This window comes from Serratia sp. NPDC078593 (genome assembly GCF_050268245.1).
GTDB lineage: Bacteria > Pseudomonadota > Gammaproteobacteria > Enterobacterales > Enterobacteriaceae > JBNNGK01.
Map to the genome: position 1 here is coordinate 1 of NZ_JBNNGK010000026.1, position 20,282 is coordinate 20,282.

17 protein-coding genes and 1 riboswitch are annotated in these 20,282 nt (G+C 52.6%); of the genes, 9 read left to right on the plus strand and 8 right to left on the minus strand.

The window, feature by feature from the left end; translation table 11 throughout:
* The first annotated feature begins 368 nt into the window (after window positions 1-368).
* A complete protein-coding gene (purH, locus tag ACQKDS_RS18875; protein ID WP_399673632.1) occupies window positions 369-1,958 on the plus strand; it encodes a bifunctional phosphoribosylaminoimidazolecarboxamide formyltransferase/IMP cyclohydrolase in 1,590 nt (529 codons plus the stop codon).
* 52 nt (window positions 1,959-2,010) lie between these two features.
* Entirely contained in the window at window positions 2,011-3,294 is a 1,284-nt protein-coding gene (gene purD, locus ACQKDS_RS18880; protein WP_399673631.1) for a phosphoribosylamine--glycine ligase, read from the plus strand.
* A gap of 51 nt (window positions 3,295-3,345) precedes the next feature.
* Here purD and ACQKDS_RS18885 read toward each other — a convergent pair whose 3' ends face one another.
* From ACQKDS_RS18885 to nudC, 6 genes are all read right to left on the minus strand, one after another.
* Window positions 3,346-3,999 (minus strand): DUF1481 domain-containing protein, encoded by a 654-nt coding sequence (locus ACQKDS_RS18885; RefSeq protein ID WP_399673633.1) that lies wholly within the window; start codon window positions 3,997-3,999, stop codon window positions 3,346-3,348.
* 54 nt (window positions 4,000-4,053) lie between these two features.
* Window positions 4,054-4,326: a nucleoid-associated protein HU-alpha gene (gene hupA / locus ACQKDS_RS18890; protein ID WP_004957785.1), complete on the minus strand. Its 273-nt coding sequence runs from the start codon at window positions 4,324-4,326 to the stop codon at window positions 4,054-4,056.
* A 189-nt stretch (window positions 4,327-4,515) separates the two neighbouring features.
* Window positions 4,516-5,106, minus strand: a complete 591-nt coding sequence (locus tag ACQKDS_RS18895) for a YjaG family protein (RefSeq protein ID WP_399673629.1) — start codon at window positions 5,104-5,106, stop codon at window positions 4,516-4,518.
* A gap of 106 nt (window positions 5,107-5,212) precedes the next feature.
* Window positions 5,213-5,899 carry a deoxyribonuclease V gene (nfi, locus tag ACQKDS_RS18900; RefSeq protein WP_399673627.1) on the minus strand — a complete coding sequence of 229 codons (687 nt, stop codon included), beginning with the start codon at window positions 5,897-5,899 and terminating at the stop codon, window positions 5,213-5,215.
* A gap of 21 nt (window positions 5,900-5,920) precedes the next feature.
* Window positions 5,921-6,985, minus strand: a complete 1,065-nt coding sequence (gene hemE / locus ACQKDS_RS18905; RefSeq protein WP_399673625.1) for a uroporphyrinogen decarboxylase — start codon at window positions 6,983-6,985, stop codon at window positions 5,921-5,923.
* 158 nt (window positions 6,986-7,143) lie between these two features.
* Window positions 7,144-7,911, minus strand: a complete 768-nt coding sequence (nudC, locus tag ACQKDS_RS18910) for an NAD(+) diphosphatase (protein ID WP_399673623.1) — start codon at window positions 7,909-7,911, stop codon at window positions 7,144-7,146.
* A 99-nt stretch (window positions 7,912-8,010) separates the two neighbouring features.
* On the opposite strand from nudC, the gene rsd reads away from it, so the two are divergent.
* The 7 genes from rsd to thiH all read left to right on the plus strand — a co-directional run bounded on the left by rsd (window position 8,011) and on the right by thiH (window position 14,245).
* Window positions 8,011-8,517: a sigma D regulator gene (rsd, locus tag ACQKDS_RS18915; protein ID WP_399673621.1), complete on the plus strand. Its 507-nt coding sequence runs from the start codon at window positions 8,011-8,013 to the stop codon at window positions 8,515-8,517.
* A 39-nt stretch (window positions 8,518-8,556) separates the two neighbouring features.
* Window positions 8,557-8,681: riboswitch (TPP riboswitch) on the plus strand.
* Window positions 8,682-8,796: 115 nt separating this feature from the next.
* Complete coding sequence (gene thiC / locus ACQKDS_RS18920; protein ID WP_399673619.1) at window positions 8,797-10,734, plus strand: phosphomethylpyrimidine synthase ThiC; 1,938 nt, start codon at window positions 8,797-8,799, stop codon at window positions 10,732-10,734.
* Window positions 10,727-11,377 carry a thiamine phosphate synthase gene (gene thiE / locus ACQKDS_RS18925; protein ID WP_399673617.1) on the plus strand — a complete coding sequence of 217 codons (651 nt, stop codon included), beginning with the start codon at window positions 10,727-10,729 and terminating at the stop codon, window positions 11,375-11,377. The genes thiC and thiE overlap by 8 nt, the downstream gene beginning before the upstream one ends.
* On the plus strand, window positions 11,370-12,134 hold the full coding sequence (locus ACQKDS_RS18930; RefSeq protein WP_399673615.1) for a HesA/MoeB/ThiF family protein: 765 nt from the start codon (window positions 11,370-11,372) through the stop codon (window positions 12,132-12,134). Before thiE ends, ACQKDS_RS18930 begins: the two co-directional genes overlap by 8 nt.
* Window positions 12,131-12,331 carry a sulfur carrier protein ThiS gene (thiS, locus tag ACQKDS_RS18935; protein ID WP_399673613.1) on the plus strand — a complete coding sequence of 67 codons (201 nt, stop codon included), beginning with the start codon at window positions 12,131-12,133 and terminating at the stop codon, window positions 12,329-12,331. The genes ACQKDS_RS18930 and thiS overlap by 4 nt, the downstream gene beginning before the upstream one ends.
* A gap of 1 nt (window position 12,332) precedes the next feature.
* Window positions 12,333-13,112 carry a thiazole synthase gene (locus ACQKDS_RS18940; protein WP_399673611.1) on the plus strand — a complete coding sequence of 260 codons (780 nt, stop codon included), beginning with the start codon at window positions 12,333-12,335 and terminating at the stop codon, window positions 13,110-13,112.
* Complete coding sequence (gene thiH / locus ACQKDS_RS18945; RefSeq protein WP_399673609.1) at window positions 13,112-14,245, plus strand: 2-iminoacetate synthase ThiH; 1,134 nt, start codon at window positions 13,112-13,114, stop codon at window positions 14,243-14,245. The genes ACQKDS_RS18940 and thiH overlap by 1 nt, the downstream gene beginning before the upstream one ends.
* 133 nt (window positions 14,246-14,378) lie before the next feature.
* Here thiH and ACQKDS_RS18950 read toward each other — a convergent pair whose 3' ends face one another.
* Together ACQKDS_RS18950 and rpoC are read right to left on the minus strand one after the other, a co-directional pair.
* Complete coding sequence (locus tag ACQKDS_RS18950; protein ID WP_399673607.1) at window positions 14,379-15,746, minus strand: M20 family metallopeptidase; 1,368 nt, start codon at window positions 15,744-15,746, stop codon at window positions 14,379-14,381.
* Between the two features lie 304 nt (window positions 15,747-16,050).
* Entirely contained in the window at window positions 16,051-20,277 is a 4,227-nt protein-coding gene (gene rpoC, locus ACQKDS_RS18955; protein WP_399673605.1) for a DNA-directed RNA polymerase subunit beta', read from the minus strand.
* Window positions 20,278-20,282 lie beyond the last annotated feature (5 nt).

Below are 20,282 nucleotides of genomic sequence, written 5' to 3' on the forward strand. Positions count from 1 at the left end.
GATTTTTTCTCTTTCTTCCCGGCCGCTTTGTGAAGTGAATCACTTGCGCCGTGTCGATGGAGGCGCATTATAGGGAGTTCTCAGTAAGCCGCAACAGGTATTTTCAACAAAAACGTTCGTTTGCTGCATTCCACAGCAAAACCCGGCTTTATACCTTGTTTTGCACAAACTTATCCACAGAACGCATTTGGGCGGAAAATTCACGAGCGTCACGCAAACGTTTTCGCTACAATTCTCGACGATGAAACGGTCCCCTTTCCAGGGGCGCTATCTGAATCTGCTCCTGTCTTTCTCTCTATAAAGACTTAAAAGGTCGAGATTCACGTAACGCTCTTACTACTGCGACTAAAAAGCCAAGGGATAAAACCATGCAACAACCTCGTCCAATTCGCCGGGCGCTGCTCAGCGTTTCTGACAAAGCCGGTATCGTTGAATTCGCCAGCGCGCTCTCCAGCCGTGGTGTTGAACTCCTCTCCACCGGTGGCACCGCACGTTTGCTCGCTGATGCTGGGCTGACTGTTACCGAAGTTTCCGACTACACCGGCTTCCCGGAAATGATGGACGGACGAGTCAAGACCCTGCACCCTAAAGTACACGGCGGCATTCTAGGCCGTCGCGGTCAGGACGATGACATCATGGGTCAACACGCCATCCAACCTATCGACATGGTCGTCGTTAATCTTTATCCGTTTGCTGAAACCGTAGCGCGACCAGATTGCTCACTGGAAGATGCGGTGGAAAACATTGATATCGGCGGCCCAACCATGGTGCGTTCGGCAGCCAAGAACCACAAAGATGTTGCCATTGTGGTCAAGAGCAGTGACTACGCTTCTATTATTACCGAGATGGATAACAACGCTGGCTCGCTGCTGTTCGCTACCCGTTTTGATCTGGCCATCAAGGCCTTTGAGCATACCGCTTCTTACGACAGCATGATCGCCAACTATTTTGGTACGCAAGTACCGGCTTATCACGGTGATACCGGGCAGCCGGCCGGCCGTTTCCCACGTACGTTGAATCTGAACTACGTGAAAAAGCAGGATATGCGTTACGGCGAAAACAGCCACCAGCAAGCAGCCTTCTATATAGAAGAGAATGTGCAGGAATCTTCCGTGGCAACCGCAACGCAATTGCAGGGCAAGGCGCTGTCCTATAACAATATCGCTGATACCGATGCTGCACTGGAATGCGTAAAGGAATTCGACCAGCCGGCCTGCGTTATCGTCAAACATGCCAACCCGTGCGGTGTGGCGATCGGTGAGGATATTCTGGCGGCGTATGAGCGCGCTTACAAAACCGATCCAACCTCAGCATTCGGGGGCATCATTGCCTTTAACCGAGAACTGGACGCAGCAACCGCCCAAGCCATCATCAGCCGTCAATTCGTCGAGGTGATTATCGCACCAGGCATCAGCGAAGAAGCTCGAACCTTGGTCGCAGCCAAACAAAATGTACGGGTGTTAGCTTGTGGACAATGGCAACAGCGTGTCGCCGGGCTCGATTTCAAGCGCGTAAATGGGGGATTATTGGTCCAGGATCGCGATCTAGGAATGGTGACCGAAGGCGATTTGCGTGTCGTTACCGAACGACAACCCACAGAACAAGAACTTCAGGACGCACTGTTTTGCTGGAAGGTAGCGAAGTTTGTTAAATCCAACGCTATCGTTTATGCGCGCGATAATATGACTATCGGCATCGGCGCAGGTCAGATGAGCCGCGTATATTCGGCGAAAATCGCCGGTATTAAAGCCGCAGATGAAGGGCTAGAAGTAAAAGGTTCGGCCATGGCGTCAGACGCTTTCTTCCCATTCCGTGACGGTATCGACGCAGCAGCAGCCGTAGGCATTACCTGCGTCATTCAGCCTGGCGGCTCTATTCGTGACGACGAAGTGATCGCCGCAGCTAATGAACACGGTATTGCGATGATCTTCACTGACATGCGTCACTTCCGCCACTGATTCCTTTTTGTTTGCGTGCGCATAAATGCGCACGCCGTTTGTGGAGCACCTGATGAATATTTTAATTATCGGTAACGGTGGGCGTGAACATGCGCTAGCCTGGAAAGCCGCACAGTCACCGCTGGCTGATAACGTGTATGTTGCACCAGGCAATGCCGGCACCGCATTGGAAAGTAACTTGGAAAACGTGGCGATTTCCGCCACTGATATTCCAGGATTGCTCGCTTTTGCGCAAAGCCACAATATCGATCTGACCATTGTTGGCCCCGAAGCGCCGCTCGTGATTGGCGTGGTAGATGCATTCCAGGCCGCTGGTTTGAAAATTTTCGGCCCTTCACAAGCTGCAGCACAGTTAGAAGGTTCCAAAGCATTCACCAAAGATTTTCTGGCACGACACGCTATCCCAAGCGCGGAGTACCAAAACTTTACCGACGTGGAAGCAGCGCTGGCTTACGTGCGCAGTAAAGGTGCACCTATCGTCATTAAAGCGGATGGCTTGGCAGCAGGTAAAGGCGTGATTGTCGCCATGACATTGCAGGAAGCCGAAGAAGCCGTTCAGGACATGCTGGCAGGTAATGCCTTTGGCGATGCAGGCCACCGCATTGTCGTCGAAGAATTCCTTGAGGGTGAGGAAGCCAGTTTCATCGTCATGGTTGATGGCACAAATGTCGTGCCAATGGCCACCAGCCAAGATCACAAACGTGTCGGCGACGGTGACAGTGGCCCCAATACCGGCGGCATGGGCGCTTACTCACCGGCACCGGTGGTAACCGATGACATTCACCAGCGCATTATGGATCAGGTTATCTGGCCGACAGTGCGCGGCATGGCAGAAGAAGGTCATACTTACATCGGCTTCCTATATGCAGGCCTAATGATTTCTGCCGATGGTCAGCCGAAGGTGATTGAATTTAATTGCCGCTTTGGCGATCCGGAAACACAACCGATCATGATGCGCCTACGTTCCGATTTGGTTGAGCTGTGCCTGGCAGGTGCCGAAGGCAACCTGGATAAGAAAATCTCTGAATGGGATAACCGTCCAGCGTTGGGTGTGGTGCTGGCTGCCGGTGGCTATCCTGCCGAATACCGTACTGGCGATATCATTCACGGTCTACCACAGCAGGAAAGCGCCGATGGCAAAGTGTTCCACGCGGGAACGCATCTCGAAGGCAATGACGTTGTTACCAGCGGCGGGCGCGTATTGTGTGTAACAGCACTAGGTGAGACCGTTGCCCAAGCGCAGCAACGTGCTTATCAACTTGCGGAAGGTATTCAGTGGCAGGATAGTTTCTGCCGTAAGGATATCGGTTATCGCGCGATTGCGCGCGGTAAGTAACCGCACATCTGTAGGACGTAGTCTGCTGCGTCCTACTGCCCTACTCTTAGCCTACAACGAACCCTCTTTCGGCTCCCAGTGGCAAAAGTCTTCGTTCGCGACCAATAACAACTCACGCCCTTCCGGCGCATCTAACCAGGCAATACTCAGTGGCCCACGGCTGTTTTTCTCTCGTCGTTCTATCCAAGCGATGGACGAACGGTTCAGCCCTGGATTAATCCGTTTTCCTGCGCAGGTTTGCACCATTCCCTGTTGCCAACGCCCCTGTAGCAATTGCACCTTGCCAACACGCAAGGCATCGCTTAACGCCAGCACACGACGCGCCTGATAGCTATAGCGCGCAATATCATCAGCAGATAATTGTTCACGGCGCGTTGCCAATTGGCGCTGCATAAAACTCACGCTGCCATCGTCGGCAAAACGCAGTTGAATGGCATCTTTATCGCTATCGATAGAGGTACGTTTGATCTGCCATAGCACACCATTCTGATATTCATAGTGTGTCATGGTGGTACCCGCACCGCGATAGGGGCTGTATACGGCCATCAGCACCCGTGGACGCTGCCGATCGTCATCTTGACGCCATATCCTAACCACTCCCTGATCGGCCACATAACCGCTGGCAGAGAAGGCTGGAGGCGCTTTGTTCCAACTGCAGGCGCTTAGGCTAATGGCAATGCCACTCGCAATAAGCGCCTGGCGGATAAACAAAAGGGGCTTCAAAGGCCCCCTGTTTACTCTTTTCACCGAAATGCGGTCTTACTTAACGGCGTCTTTCAGTGCTTTACCAGAAACGAACGCAGGTACGTTAGCGGCTGCGATTTTGATTTCTTTACCGGTTTGTGGGTTGCGGCCAGTGCGCTCTGCACGATGGTTTACTTTGAAAGTACCGAAACCAACCAATTGTACTGCATCACCTTCTTTCAGAGACTCAGTAATCGCTGCCAAGGTAGACTCCAGAGCCAGTTTAGCTTGTGCTTTGGAAAGGTCAGCCTTGTCCGCGATTACATCAATCAGTTGAGTCTTGTTCATAAGTTATCCTTACAGTGTGTTTATCGTTTGCAAAGCATCGAGTGCGACGGATATGCCGATTGACAGCACTCTCCTGCATACACGCACCGATAGCCACTTTTTTTTCGCCCCCCAAATGTAGACCAGACAGGGTGCGGATGTGAAGCCTTAAGGCATGACAAATCAGGCGTTAAATCACGTTTTCTTGCCTTATTGCGTTAAATTTATCCCGATATTACTTACGCCAGCCTCGCGCAGGTCAGAACGCAGCCCTTTGATCAGGTCTAGGTCACGCTCCTCGCAGGCAGCCAACAGCCGGAAAATCTCCCATTGAATGTCCCATTCTTCCTCAACTGCCGGCAGAATTTTCAGCTCTTCATCGGTCATTTCTTTCCCGGCTTGGGTCATTTCCAACATCGCCACGGTACGAATAGACGTTTCGCTAATGGCAATGGCGTGCTCTAGCGTCTCCCCGCTGAGCCGCGAATGGATCAGTTCCCCTAATGCGATACAGGCATCGATCGCTGGGTAAACACCATAAAGATCGTACTCTTCTGCCGAAGGAATCGCCTCTTCCAACTTCTCGAGCTGGCTGTCGAAATTGACCTTAGCGTCTTTTACGACCAGCGTTTCCCACACCAAATCCAGAATACTGCGATAAATTGCCGGTTCACCAAACTCAGTTTGCAGACAGAACATCTGGTAATTCGGATACATACGCTCGCACAGACTAGCCATAAAGGTCAAATGTTGCCAGCTTTCAAGCTTTTCCAGACGTAAATGAATTGGATTACGGAGCATTATTTTGTCTCACTGACGTTATCTGCGGCGCAGTTTAACCTATACCCATCATACTTCAAGCGGCATCGCTGTGAACGCTCCTGAGGTATCTTGGACGGAAAAACCGTCATCGTGACATTTCTGGATGCGTGACCAGCCAACGTTGAAAAGCCGGACGCCGCGAGGCGATAGCATCAGCCCAACGCGTCGGTTCTGGCAAACGGTAGCCCGCCATGCAGCGTTTTACCCACGCTAATGCGCTGTCGGTGCTAACGCGGTGGCCGGTGGCGATAAACAGCGGATTACAGCGCGCTTTGCTACGCCATACCCATCCAAGCTGTTCTCCCTTATCAAACAAGGGCGTTTGCGCTCCATTCGCTTCGTCGAGCGGCTCAAACTTGCCGCACAGGCGCTTTTTCGCCACGCCAATGGTGGGAACATCCACCAACAGGCCAAAGTGGCTGGCAATACCTAAACGACGAGGATGCGAAATGCCATGACCGTCAACCAAGATCAGATCGGGTTTTTGGCGCAATTGCTGCCACGCCGCCAGCAGCGCCGGATATTCGCGGAATGATAAAAAACCTGGAATATAAGGCATGATGGTTGGCACACGAGCAATTTGATATTCCACCAATTCCAGCGAAGGGTAGCGCAGAATCGCGATAGCTGCGCGCGTCACTGCACCCTCCTGCTCGAAACCAACGTCACAACCAGCGATAAAGGCGGGCGGGTCAATAAGGAGATCATCGTGGCGGATAACGTCTGAAGCGCGCTGCTGTTGCTCAACACGTAAACCCTGAGTATCGATCACCACGTCTCCTTATCCATGTGTTTAGCGATGATATTTAGCCGATTGCGCATGTACGGCGGCAACAAAGGCACCGGCATTTTCTGGCGGAACGTCTTGATGGATGCCGTGGCCCAGATTAAAGACATGGCCTTCACCGTGACCAAACCCGGCCAGAATCGTTTCCACTTCCTGCTCAATACGTTGTGGAGAAGCATAAAGCATTGAAGGATCCATATTGCCTTGCAGCGCAACTTTGTCACCAACGCGACGGCGTGCATCAGCCATATCGGTCGTCCAATCCAGACCAAGTGCATCACATCCCGTCGCTGCCATCGCCTCCAGCCATTGGCCGCCACCTTTGGTAAACAACGTGACCGGCACCCGGCGGCCGTCGTTTTCACGCAGCAGCCCATCGACGATTTTATGCATATAGTTAAGTGAAAACTCGCGGTAATCACGCCCCGTCAGCACGCCTCCCCAGGTATCAAATATCATCACCGACTGAGCCCCGGCCTTGATCTGCGCATTAAGATACAGAATGACGCTGTCTGCCAACTTATCCAATAGCAAATGCAGCGTTTGCGGCTCGGCATACATCATCTTTTTCAGTTTAGTGAACGCCTTGCTGCTACCGCCTTCAACCATGTAAGTCGCCAACGTCCACGGACTGCCGGAAAAACCAATCAGCGGCACCTGGCCTTTCAGTTCGCGGCGAATAGTACGTACCGCATTCATCACGTAGCCTAACTCCACTTCCGGATCGAACAACGGGAGTTTTTCTACGTCGGCACGGCAGGCGATCGGCGAGGAGAAACGCGGACCTTCGCCGGTTTCAAAGTAAAGCCCCAATCCCATTGCATCGGGAATCGTCAGAATGTCGGAGAAAAGAATGGCAGCATCCAAAGCATAACGTCGCAATGGCTGCAACGTCACTTCACAGGCTAGCTCGGCATTTTTGCACAGCGACATAAAATCACCGGCCTGAGCACGCGTTGCCTTATACTCCGGTAAATAACGACCGGCCTGGCGCATCATCCATACGGGGGTAACATCCACCGGCTGACGCATCAGCGCACGCAGGTATCGATCGTTCTTCAACTCATTCATTTATCGGGCTCCCTTAATCATCTGCCGCTATTGTATACCCAAAATAATTGAAGATGCATCAAGGTGGCCGGCGCGTCTCCAACGGGGCGTGCCTCAAGCATAGGCCAACGAGCCGATAAGACGCACCCACGCAGCATCAAGCATCATAGAAATCCAAGTTAGGCCTCGCGGCATAAAATCACAGTGTCCTCGATCAGACGCCGAGCCACGGTGCCTGGAGGCGGCAACAACGGTAATCGGTCATAGCGATACCACCCCGCATGCAGTAATTCTTTCGGATCCGGGCACAGCTCACCACTGTGATAATCGGCCATAAACGCCATCATTAAGGAGTGCGGAAACGGCCACGGTTGTGAGGTTACATAACGCAAATTTCTTATCTGTAGCTGACTTTCTTCCATCACTTCCCGCGCAACTGCCTGCTCCAACGTTTCCCCCACTTCAACAAAACCGGCTAACACGGTATGAACACCGCCACGATGGCGAACATGTTGCGCCAGCAGAATTTCATCATCACGGCGAATCGCAACAATCACACAGGGGGCAATTTGCGGATAGTAACGCTCACGACAGTTTCCACACAGGCTGGCACTTTCGCTGCGGCTCAGGTGCATTTCATGGCCGCAGTAGCCACAAAATTTATGTGAACGGTAGAAATTAGCCAGTTGCACGCCACGCCCGGCGAGCTGAAATAAAGCGCGATCGAGATTGAGCAATTGCCGTACTGAGCCCATGTCTTTCGGCATTGACTGACGCACCAGCCACACGGCCTCGCCCCCCCATTCACCGATCTGGCTCGCGCGGCAGCCGCGTAAGCCCATCTTGTCGGCAGACCCTAACGGCAATTCACCGTTTGGTAACCACAGTTTGCTGTCATGACTGACTATCCACCAGCCATTCTCATTACCCGTTAATACAAGTTCCATATCGTTGTTGCACAACCTCCACTTCACTGGCACTCTAGAAATCGATTTTGTTACAATTTTATAACTTACCGTTACTTTTTCTTACTTACGGAGTCAATCATGCTCAACCGTTTGGAAAGCCTGACTCAGCGCGTTGGTGGTAGTAATGAATTAGTTGATCAATGGCTTGAAGCGCGCAAACAATTACTGGTCGCTTACTGCACTCTCGTAGGGATCAAACCGAACAAAGAAAAGCATACGCCGTTGAATGAAAAAGCGCTGGAGAACTTTTGCCATAATTTGGTGGATTATCTCTCCGCAGGGCATTTTCATATCTATGACAGAATTATCAAACGAGTGGAAGGTGTGGGCAGCCCAAAAATGGCGCTGGCTACGCAGATTTATCCCAAATTATGGATCAATACCGAGCAGGTGATGGCGTTCCACGATCGTTACGCCGATACGGAGATCGACCAAGATCTATGCTTAGCATTCCATCACTCGCTCTCAGAGATCGGTGAAGTACTGGCCGCCCGGTTTGCACTGGAAGATCGACTCATTCTATTGGCTGCAGAAAGCTGGGAGCAGAATCACCAAGAAACGGCACCGGACAACGCAACCCAATAGTTTTCCCTTGCAGCTAATAACAACGCCCTTTTATACTGAGGGCTCTTGTCGGAGTGCCTAGCGTCGCGCTTTTTATCAAAGTCGACCAGGCTGAGACCGTTAATTCGGGATCCGCGGAACCTGATCGGGTTAAGACCCGCGAAGGGAACAAGAGTAATCAATCGCCACCGGTAGATTTCCAACCTTAGAAATCCCTCTGCCGATCGGCTAACATCGTTACTCCCTCCGAACTCCAGACAAGCAATTTTCCACTCATCACCACACTGGTAGGAATTTGCTATGTCTAATGTGAACAAAACCCGTCCTCGCAAAGAACAGCGTGAACAAGCCCAACAGTTTATCGATAACCTGCAAGGCGTTGCCTTCCCCAATTCGCGTAGAATTTATCTTGAAGGTTCGCGCCCAGACTTACGGGTGCCCATGCGCGAGATTCAGCTCAGTCCGACACTCATCGGCGGCAGCAAAGACCATCCTCAATACGAACAAAACGAAGCGATTCCAGTTTATGACACCGCCGGGCCCTACGGCGATCCGCAAGCCTCACTCGACGTCCATCGCGGTCTGCATAAATTGCGAGCGGGCTGGATTAGCGAACGCAATGATACCGAAACACTGCGCGGGGTAAGCTCCGGCTTTACCCAGCAGCGTTTAGCTGACGAAGGGTTGGATCACCTCCGCTTCGAGCACTTACCGCAGCCACGTAAGGCGCTGCCGGGTCGCTGCGTCACCCAGTTGCACTACGCACGTGCGGGCGTTATCACGCCTGAAATGGAGTTTATTGCCCTGCGCGAAAATATGGGCCGTGAACGCATACGTGGCGAGGTGCTACGCCAACAGCATCCTGGTCAAAGCTGGGGCGCCAATTTGCCAGACAACATCACGCCAGACTTCGTCCGTCAAGAAGTGGCCGCAGGTCGTGCCATTATTCCCGCTAATATTAATCACCCCGAATCCGAACCGATGATTATCGGCCGTAATTTTTTGGTCAAAGTTAACGCCAACATCGGCAATTCGGCGGTAACCTCGTCCATTGAAGAAGAAGTCGAAAAGCTGGTGTGGTCGACGCGCTGGGGAGCAGATACCGTGATGGATCTTTCCACCGGGCGCTATATCCATGAAACACGGGAATGGATCCTACGTAATAGCCCAGTCCCCATCGGCACCGTGCCGATCTATCAAGCGTTGGAGAAGGTTAACGGCGTAGCGGAAAATCTGACTTGGGAAATGTTCCGCGACACCCTGCTCGAACAAGCGGAACAAGGGGTGGATTATTTTACTATCCACGCGGGCGTGTTACTGCGCTATGTCCCCATGACGGCCAAACGTCTGACAGGCATTGTTTCTCGCGGCGGTTCGATCATGGCCAAATGGTGCTTATCGCATCATAAAGAAAATTTTCTCTACCAGCACTTCCGCGAAATCTGCGAAATTTGCGCCGCCTATGATGTATCGCTCTCTCTCGGGGATGGCCTACGCCCCGGTTCCATTCAGGATGCCAACGATGCCGCCCAGTTCGCAGAGCTGCATACGCTCGGCGAACTCACCAAAATTGCCTGGGAATATGACGTACAGGTGATGATCGAAGGCCCTGGGCATGTCCCCATGCAGATGATTCGCCGCAATATGACCGAAGAACTGGAGCATTGTCATGAAGCCCCTTTCTACACGCTGGGCCCCTTGACCACCGATATCGCTCCGGGTTATGACCATTTCACTTCCGGCATTGGTGCCGCAATGATCGGCTGGTTTGGCTGTGCCATGCTGTGCTATGTCACTCCCAAAGAGCATCTTGGCCTTCCCAATAAAGAAGATGTGAAGCAAGGGCTGATTACCTACAAGATCGCCGCTCACGCGGCCGATCTGGCCAAAGGCCATCCGGGGGCGCAAATCCGTGATAATGCCATGTCCAAGGCACGCTTCGAATTCCGTTGGGAAGATCAGTTCAATCTGGCGTTAGATCCCGCCACTGCTCGCGCCTATCACGATGAAACGCTGCCGCAAGAGTCCGGGAAAATCGCCCATTTCTGTTCAATGTGCGGCCCCAAATTCTGCTCAATGAAGATTTCACAGGAAGTACGCGACTATGCCGCCGCGCAGGAAGCCGCCAAGCCGATCGAGGTATTATCCGGCATGGAAAAAATGTCTGCTGAATTTCGCTCTCGCGGCAGTGAGCTCTACCACAGCGCAACGGCCTGGCAGGAGGAGCAAAATGGCTGATATCGCGATGCCTTTCCCTGCTACGCCGCATCGTCTCGGGTTGTACCCGGTCGTCGACAACGTTGAATGGATCGCACGTCTGCTCGCGGCAGGCGTAACCACCCTTCAATTACGGATTAAAGACTTAACCGACGATCGGGTTGAAAGCGAGATCGTCGAGGCGATCGCGCTGGGAAAAAAATATCAGGCGCGGTTATTTATCAATGATTACTGGCGGCTGGCCATTAAACATCATGCCTATGGCGTGCATCTGGGGCAGGAGGATCTCGACACGGCGGATTTAGCCGCCATTCAACAGGCTGGGTTACGCCTCGGTATTTCAACCCACGATGACGCCGAAGTGGCACGCGCCAAAGCGGTGAAACCTTCCTACATCGCACTGGGGCATATTTTTCCTACGCAGACCAAAAATATGCCCTCCGCACCGCAAGGTCTGACAGAACTGCAACGTCACGTCGCGGATCTGCCAGACTTTCCCACCGTGGCAATCGGTGGGATCGACATTGATCGCGTCCCTGCGGTGCTGGCATCCGGCGTCGGCAGCATTGCGGTAGTCAGTGCCATCACCAAAGCGGCGGATTGGCGAGCCGCCACCGCCGACCTGCTACGGATGATCGAAGGCAAGGAGGTGCGACATGCATAACCCCCCGTCACTGTCCGATCACGAGTTCCTACGTTACAGCCGGCAATTGTTGCTGGAAGACATCGGCCCGCAAGGTCAAGAAAGCATTAAAAATGCCCGAGTACTGATCGTCGGCCTTGGCGGTTTGGGCTCACCCGCCGCGTTATATCTGGCGGCGGCGGGCGTTGGTACACTGTTGCTAGCCGATGATGACACCGTGCATCTCACTAACCTACAGCGGCAAATCCTTTACCGAAGCGACGATATTTCGCAAGGGAAAGCCCGCCTGGCACAACATCATCTTCAGGCGCTAAATCCACTGGTTGAATGCATTGTGCTGGCGCAACGTCTGGATGGAAAGGCACTGCGGGACGCTGTTGAGCGCAGTGATTTGGTGCTGGATTGCAGCGACAATATGGAAACGCGTCACGCGGTAAATACCGCCTGCCTCCACGCTGCCAAGCCATTAATCAGCGGTAGCGCGGTGGGTTTCAGTGGTCAACTTCTGGTGCTCGAGCCCCCCTATCGTCACGGTTGTTACGCCTGTTTATATCCGGAGCAAACCGAACCACAACGTAACTGCCGCACCGCTGGCGTATTGGGACCGGTTGTCGGTGTGATAGGGACATTACAGGCATTGGAAGCCATCAAGATGCTGGCGGGTATGCCGTCCTCCCTTAGCGGCAAATTGCGATTGTTCGACGGTAAGCAGCAAAGTTGGCATACCTTACAGCTGAGCAAAACGCATGCCTGCGCCGTTTGCGGAGGTGAGGCATGAAGATAAGCGTCAATGATCGGCCGCTGGAGCTGACGCAGCCTTTAACTCTCACCGCGCTACTGGAGCAGATTAAACGCCATCAACCGGGCACTGCGCTGGCGATTAATCGCACCATTATTCCGCGTGCCGATTGGGATCACCATTGGGTGCAGGACGGTGATGACATCCTGCTTTTTCAAGCGATTGCCGGAGGCTGATATGTTGCAAATCGCCGATACCACCTTTACCTCTCGCTTATTCACCGGCACCGGTAAATTCTCCACCCCAGCACTGATGCTCGATGCACTACAGGCTTCAGGCTCGCAGTTGGTCACCATGGCAATGCAACGCGTTGATCTACAAGGTGGCAACGACGCCATTCTGGCACCGCTGCAACAGCTTGGCGTACGTTTGTTGCCCAATACCTCCGGGGCTAAAACCGCTGCGGAGGCAGTATTCGCCGCCCGACTAGCGCGTGAAGCACTAGGCACCCACTGGGTAAAACTCGAAATTCATCCCGATGTGAAATACCTGCTGCCCGATCCGATCGAAACGCTTAAGGCGGCAGAAATATTGGTCAAAGAAGGGTTTGTGGTGTTGCCTTACTGTGGCGCCGATCCCGTTTTATGCAAACGGCTGGAAGACGCAGGTTGTGCGGCTGTAATGCCGCTCGGTGCGCCGATCGGCACCAACCGAGGGCTACGAACGCGTGATTTCATCGAAATCATTATTGAACAGTCAACGGTTCCTGTGGTGGTGGATGCCGGTATTGGTGCACCCAGTCATGCGTTGGAAGCAATAGAGTTGGGTGCCGATGCCGTGCTGGTCAACACCGCAATCGCCGTAGCGCACGATCCGGTGCAGATGGCGTGTGCGTTCCGCTTGGCAGTGGAGGCCGGTGAACAGGCACGTCAGGCCGGTTTGGCGAGCCGCCAGCGCTGGGCGGCCGCTTCCAGTCCATTAACTGCCTTTCTCAACCAAGATAGCGAGGTACAGTGATGAACGAAGATTTCAGTCATCGCTGGCAACAGCTGAATTGGGACGATATTACACTGCGTATCAATAGCAAAACAGCGCAAGATGTGGAATGGGCACTCCGCAGTGAAAAAACGACGCGCGAGGATTTTATGGCGCTGATTTCTCCTGCCGCAGCGAGCTATCTTGAACCCCTGGCACAACGTGCACAACAGTTAACCCGCCAGCGGTTTGGCAATATCGTGAACTTTTATGTGCCGCTGTATCTGTCAAACCTGTGTGCGAATGATTGTACTTATTGCGGTTTTTCGATGAGTAACCAGATTAAGCGTAAAACGTTGGATGCGGATGAGATTGAGCGTGAATGCCAGGCTATTAAGGCACTTGGTTTCGAACATCTGTTGTTGGTTACCGGAGAGCATCAAACCAAGGTCGGAATGGATTACTTCCGTCACCATTTACCGCGCATTCGGCACCATTTTAGTTCGTTGATGATGGAGGTTCAGCCATTGTCGCAGCAGGACTATACCGAATTGAAGGCCGTCGGTTTGGATGGCGTACTGGTCTATCAGGAAACCTATCACCCGAAGGTGTACCAACAGCACCATCTGCGGGGTCAGAAGCAAGATTTCCATTGGCGCCTGACAACCCCCGATCGGCTCGGCCGGGCAGGGATCGACAAGATCGGCCTCGGTGCGTTAATCGGGCTATCCGACAGTTGGCGAACCGATTGCTATATGCTGGCGGAACATCTGTTTTATTTGCAACAAACGTATTGGCAGAGCCGTTATTCTGTCTCATTCCCACGTCTGCGCCCGTGCGCCGGTGGCATTGAACCCGCATCACTGATGAGCGAGTCGCAACTGGTTCAGTTGATTTGCGCATTTCGCCTGTTTGCGCCGGATGTTGAGCTGTCACTGTCAACGCGCGAATCGCCACACTTTCGCGATCATGTGATCCCAATTGCGATCAACAGCGTGAGTGCCGGTTCAAAAACACAGCCGGGTGGTTATGCCGATGACGTTCCCCTGGCGCTGGAACAGTTTGAACCGCACGATGGCCGCTCCCCACAACAGGTCGCCCAAGCAATCAGCCGTGCCGGATTGCAGCCAGTATGGAAGAACTGGGAAAGATATTGGGGGCGAGTGAGCGATTAACAGCTGTATCGATAACTAGCCCTAGCCAGCGCACGTTTGGCTCTCTTCGGCTAAAAACCGCAACGGGTGAGACACTTCTCCCGCTCGTTGCGGTTTATTTACAACATTGGATTATACATCCCGTTTTTCGCCATCAGAAGGTGCTGTTATCCACATTCAACTGCCCAAACAGGTAGTCTGCCGCAATATGCACATGTAAACGTACACCGGTAGATAACGTCTCATCATCAGCGTAGAAGCGCGGACTGTGGTTGTACCATAATCCACGCCCCGCCTCGGCAGCAACGAGGTTGTTCCCGTTAAACGTCGTGTCTTGCACACCCAACGTGACATACAACCCGCCATGACGCTGAATAAAAACAGAAATGTCGTCATAACCCAAGGTTGGTGGGATCTGAATCAGGTGGTTTGCGCCAACCACATCTTCCAAAGTGGGTAACGCCGCTTGAACCCATTGCTCACTATTGTAAAGCGCGGGAACCGGCTGTAAAAATTCAACCTCCGCAGTGCAACCTTGCGACAGCGCAATATGCTCAGCCATGCTCTTTAACTTGGCACAAATTTTTTCCATATCAGATTCGACCGAACAGCGAATCGTCCCCATCATGGTAACGTGCTCACCAATGATATTAAAACGACCGACATCTTCGATATGACCAAATGAGATCGCGACTGGATTATAAGCCGGTACTTGGCGATAAAGCTGGCTCGATGCCGAGATGATTTCAGCCACCACCGGCATGGGATCTTTCCCCAACCAAGGCGTAGAGCCATGAACTTGTTGCCCCGTGATAACGATCTTCACCACTACGGAGGCCGCATATTGATTGCCTATATGATAAGCGACGACGCCTTTTGGCAATGGCCCAACGTGCATACCAAACACCATCCCCGGTTCTGGAGAAGAGAGCGCCCCTGCCTTTTCCATCGCCAAAGCGCCTCCTTCTTCATCCAACGGCGCGCCTTCCTCTGCCGGTTGGAAAACAAAGAGTACTGTTCCCGGTAGCTGATCTCGGTGTTTTGCCAGTACCGATGCGGCCGCCATCAGCATTGCGGTATGGCAATCATGACCGCAGGCGTGAGAGACGGGGAATGGCCCACCGGGATAATCCTCATCAATAAACGTCGAGATAAAATCAACGTCAGATATTTCTTTAACGGGCAATGCATCAATATCCGCACGTAGTGCAATAACCCGCGATCCAGGCTGATTGCCATGCAATACACCAACGACACCGTAGCCCGCAATATGCGTGCGCACCTCATCCAACCCTAGTGCGGTTAAATGATCGGCAATCAGTTTCGCGGTATTCTTTTCCCGATTGGGCAACTCAGGATGTTTGTGTATATGACGTCGCCATTCAATTAACTGGGCATTGACCTCGTCAACAGACTCATCCAATAAATTATGTAGTTTTTCAATCGTGCGTTTTTTAGCGCAAGGAATGTGTGCCTTTCTTTGCAAGTTGTGGCCAACGCATCCACAGTCATTACATGTCATAAAATTCCTTAATAGTCTTATACGATGAATTACATAATGCTAGCTGACGAGCCGATGTTTAAATCTGCCCGATAGAATGAGCATATAAGAGTAAGGCAGGCTGAACTTGTTATGTGTGTTTGCTGGCGCATCACAAAACCTTATCAATAAGAACACAATTGAATTACAATTTTGTAATCGATATAGGTTAGAAATTATTCCCCACTATCGGTCTTGATACTAAGACAAAAAAAATGCCGGTCAAAACTGACCGGCATTCGCATTTTTTATGCCCGGAAAAATACCGGGCTGACTACGGCAAAGCTTACTCGTCGTCTCCGGCGCTCAAATTGCCCGCATTGAGCAATTCGGCCAGGTTCGCTGTCGCTTCTTCCGCGCTAACCTGCGGAACAACCGGAGCTTCACCTTGTGCACGGCGACGCATGCGATCCTGATGATAAGCGTAACCAGTACCGGCTGGGATCAGACGGCCCACGATGACGTTCTCTTTCAGGCCGCGCAGTTCATCACGCTTACCGGCAACGGCCGCTTCGGTGAGAACACGCGTCGTTTCCTGGAACGATGCAGCAGAGATGAACGACTCGGTCGCCAAGGATGCCTTGGTGATACCCAGCAGGTCACGAGTAAAGGTTGCTTCAATCTTCCCATCAGCAGCCAGCTGACGGTTGGCAATCTTCACGCGAGACACTTCAGCTTGCTCGCCTTCCAAGAACTCGGTACCACCAGCACTGACGATGGTGCCTTTACGCAGCATCTGACGAACGATAACTTCAATGTGCTTATCGTTAATCTTAACGCCTTGCAGACGGTAAACTTCCTGCACTTCGTTGGTGATGTAGCGGGTAACCGCATGCACACCACGCAGACGCAGAATGTCGTGCGGTGATTCTGGACCATCAGAAACAACATCACCACGTTCAACACGTTCGCCTTCAAACACGTTGAGCTGACGCCATTTCGGAATCATCTCTTCGTAGGCATCGCTGCCATCCAGCGGTGTGATCACCAAACGACGTTTGCCTTTGGTCTCTTTACCGAACGAGATAATCCCGCTGATCTCAGCCAAGATTGCTGGCTCTTTCGGACGACGTGCTTCAAACAGATCCGCAACGCGTGGCAGACCACCGGTAATATCTTTGGTACCGCCGGATTCCTGAGGAATACGCGCCAGCGTATCACCAGCACCGATCTGAATGCCGTCTTCCAACTGCACAATCGCTTTACCTGGCAGGAAGTACTGAGCGGCCATATCGGTGCCTGGGATCAGTACGTCGTCGCCTTTGGCGTCCACAATTTTCAGAGCCGGACGCAGATCTTTACCGCTACCGGTACGCTCTGCGCTGTCCAATACCACCAGAGAAGACAAACCGGTCAGTTCGTCGGTCTGGCGAGTAATGGTTTGGCCGTCAACCATATCGGCAAAGCGAATGAAACCACTCACTTCACTGATAACTGGCATGGTGTGCGGATCCCAGTTAGCTACGGTTTCGCCACCGCTAACTTCAGCACCGTCACCTTTGCCCATCACGGCACCGTAAGGCACTTTATAGCTTTCTTTGGTACGACCGAATTCGTCGATCAGTTTCAGCTCGGTGTTACGCGAAGTGATCACCAGCTTGCCCGCCGCGTTCATAACAAACTTGGCATTGCTTAGCTTGATGCTACCTTTGTTTTTCACCTGGATGCTGGATTCAGCAGCCGCACGAGATGCCGCACCACCGATGTGGAAGGTACGCATCGTCAGCTGGGTACCCGGCTCACCGATTGACTGTGCTGCAATAACGCCGATGGCTTCGCCTTTGTTGATGATGTGACCACGTGCCAGGTCGCGACCATAGCAGTTTGCACAAACACCAAAGTCAGTTTCACAGCTCACCACAGAACGAACTTTAACGCTGTCGACAGAGTTCTCTTCCAACAGGTCACAGGTCTTCTCGTTCAGCAGAGTATTGCGCGGCACCAAGATGTCTGCCGTTCCCGGCTTGATAACATCTTCAGCGGTCACACGGCCCAGAACGCGCTCACGCAGTGGCTCTTTAACATCACCACCTTCGATAACCGGCGTCATCAGGATACCGTTGTGCGTACCACAGTCATCTTCAGTAACCACCAGATCCTGTGCGACATCAACCAGACGACGCGTCAGATAACCGGAGTTAGCCGTTTTCAGTGCGGTATCCGCCAAACCTTTACGAGCACCGTGCGTCGAGATGAAGTACTGAAGTACGTTCAAACCTTCACGGAAGTTCGCCGTGATTGGCGTTTCAATGATCGAGCCGTCCGGCTTCGCCATCAGACCACGCATACCGGCCAGCTGACGAATCTGAGCGGCGGAACCACGCGCACCGGAGTCAGCCATCATAAAGATGCTGTTGAAGGAAACTTGTTGTTCCACCACGCCGTCACGGTTCACCACGTCTTCAACCGACAGGTTTTCCATCATCGCTTTAGCAACACGTTCGTTTGCCGCCGCCCAGATATCGATCACTTTGTTGTAACGTTCGCCTGCGGTAACCAAACCAGACTGGAACTGCTCCTGGATTTCGGCCACTTCGGTTTCCGCTTCTTCGATGATCTCGGCTTTTTTCGCCGGGATAACCATGTCGTCGATGCCTACTGATGCACCTGAACGGGCAGCGTAAGCAAAACCGGTGTACATGATCTGGTCAGCAAAGATAACGGTCGGCTTCAGACCCATGATGCGGTAACAAGTGTTCAGCATCTTGGAGATCGCTTTCTTGCCCAAAGGCTGGTTAACGATCGAATACGGCAGACCTTTTGGAACGATCATCCACAGGATGGCGCGCCCAATCGTCGTGTCGATGATCGAAGTCTGATGAATAGACTCGCCTTCGGTGTTTTTGATCTCTTCAGTGATACGCACTTTAACGCGCGCATGCAGAGAGGCCAGGCCCGCGCGGTACACACGCTCAGCTTCTTTAGGGCCACTCAGCACCATGCCTTCGCCTTTGGCGTTAACACAGTCACGGGTCATGTAATACAGACCCAATACAACGTCCTGAGAAGGAACGATGATTGGTTCACCGTTCGCTGGAGACAGGATGTTGTTGGTAGACATCATCAACGCACGCGCTTCAAGCTGGGCTTCCAGCGTCAACGGTACGTGAACAGCCATCTGGTCACCATCGAAGTCGGCGTTATAGGCCGCACAAACCAGCGGGTGCAGCTGGATAGCTTTACCTTCGATCAATACCGGCTCAAATGCCTGAATACCCAAACGGTGCAGAGTTGGCGCACGGTTCAGCAGTACCGGGTGTTCGCGGATAACTTCGTCCAGGATATCCCAAACGACAGCCTCTTCACGCTCAACCATTTTCTTAGCGGCTTTGATGGTGGTGGCTAGGCCACGCAGCTCCAATTTGCCGTAAATGAACGGTTTGAACAGCTCCAGTGCCATTTTCTTCGGCAAACCGCACTGATGCAGGCGCAGGTATGGACCCACGGTGATGACAGAACGGCCAGAGTAGTCAACGCGTTTACCCAACAGGTTCTGACGGAAACGACCCTGCTTACCTTTGATCATATCAGCCAAAGATTTCAGAGGACGTTTGTTAGAACCGGTGATCGCACGGCCGCGACGGCCGTTATCCAGCAGGGCATCAACCGCTTCTTGCAGCATACGCTTTTCGTTGCGCACGATGATGTCAGGCGCAGCCAGATCCAGCAGGCGCTTCAAACGGTTGTTACGGTTGATCACGCGGCGATACAGATCGTTCAGATCGGAGGTCGCGAAACGGCCACCATCCAACGGAACCAACGGACGCAGATCTGGCGGCAATACCGGCAGCACGGTCAGGATCATCCACTCTGGCTTGTTACCAGACTGTACGAACGCTTCCAGCAGCTTGATACGCTTGGTCAGCTTCTTACGCTTGGTTTCGGAGTTGGTTTCGTTCAGCTCTTCGCGCAGCGTTTCACACTCTTGCTCCAAATCCATGTTTTTCAACAAGGCCTGGATCGCTTCCGCACCCATCTTGGCATCGAACTCATCACCAAACTCTTCCAACGCATCCAGATACTGCTCTTCAGTCAGGATCTGACGACGTTCGAGGTTGGTCATACCGCCTTCGATCACCACATAGGATTCGAAGTACAGTACGCGTTCAATGTCACGCAGTGGCATATCCAGCAGCAAACCGATGCGTGATGGCAGCGATTTCAGGAACCAGATGTGCGCAGTTGGGGAAGCCAGTTCGATGTGGCCCATACGCTCACGGCGTACTTTAGTCTGGGTCACTTCAACGCCGCACTTCTCACAAATCACGCCACGGTGCTTCAAGCGCTTGTACTTACCGCACAGGCACTCGTAATCTTTTACTGGCCCAAAGATACGGGCGCAGAAAAGGCCGTCACGTTCTGGTTTGAACGTACGGTAGTTAATGGTTTCCGGCTTCTTAACTTCACCGAACGACCACGAACGGATCATGTCTGGCGATGCCAGAGCAATCTTGATCGCATCAAACTCTTCGGTCTTAGTTTGCGCTTTCAGAAACTTCAATAAGTCTTTCACGGATT

Coding starts and splice junctions, on each gene's coding strand:
- nudC (WP_399673623.1), bottom strand. CDS start 7,911: ATGGAACTTGTATTAACGGGTAATGAGAATGGCTGGTGGATAGTCAGT.
- thiE (WP_399673617.1), top strand. CDS start 10,727: ATGGCTGATATCGCGATGCCTTTCCCTGCTACGCCGCATCGTCTCGGG.
- ACQKDS_RS18940 (WP_399673611.1), top strand. CDS start 12,333: ATGTTGCAAATCGCCGATACCACCTTTACCTCTCGCTTATTCACCGGC.
- thiH (WP_399673609.1), top strand. CDS start 13,112: ATGAACGAAGATTTCAGTCATCGCTGGCAACAGCTGAATTGGGACGAT.
- rsd (WP_399673621.1), top strand. CDS start 8,011: ATGCTCAACCGTTTGGAAAGCCTGACTCAGCGCGTTGGTGGTAGTAAT.
- ACQKDS_RS18950 (WP_399673607.1), bottom strand. CDS start 15,746: ATGACATGTAATGACTGTGGATGCGTTGGCCACAACTTGCAAAGAAAG.
- hupA (WP_004957785.1), bottom strand. CDS start 4,326: ATGAACAAGACTCAACTGATTGATGTAATCGCGGACAAGGCTGACCTT.
- thiS (WP_399673613.1), top strand. CDS start 12,131: ATGAAGATAAGCGTCAATGATCGGCCGCTGGAGCTGACGCAGCCTTTA.
- ACQKDS_RS18930 (WP_399673615.1), top strand. CDS start 11,370: ATGCATAACCCCCCGTCACTGTCCGATCACGAGTTCCTACGTTACAGC.
- hemE (WP_399673625.1), bottom strand. CDS start 6,985: ATGAATGAGTTGAAGAACGATCGATACCTGCGTGCGCTGATGCGTCAG.
- ACQKDS_RS18895 (WP_399673629.1), bottom strand. CDS start 5,106: ATGCTCCGTAATCCAATTCATTTACGTCTGGAAAAGCTTGAAAGCTGG.
- purH (WP_399673632.1), top strand. CDS start 369: ATGCAACAACCTCGTCCAATTCGCCGGGCGCTGCTCAGCGTTTCTGAC.
- purD (WP_399673631.1), top strand. CDS start 2,011: ATGAATATTTTAATTATCGGTAACGGTGGGCGTGAACATGCGCTAGCC.
- thiC (WP_399673619.1), top strand. CDS start 8,797: ATGTCTAATGTGAACAAAACCCGTCCTCGCAAAGAACAGCGTGAACAA.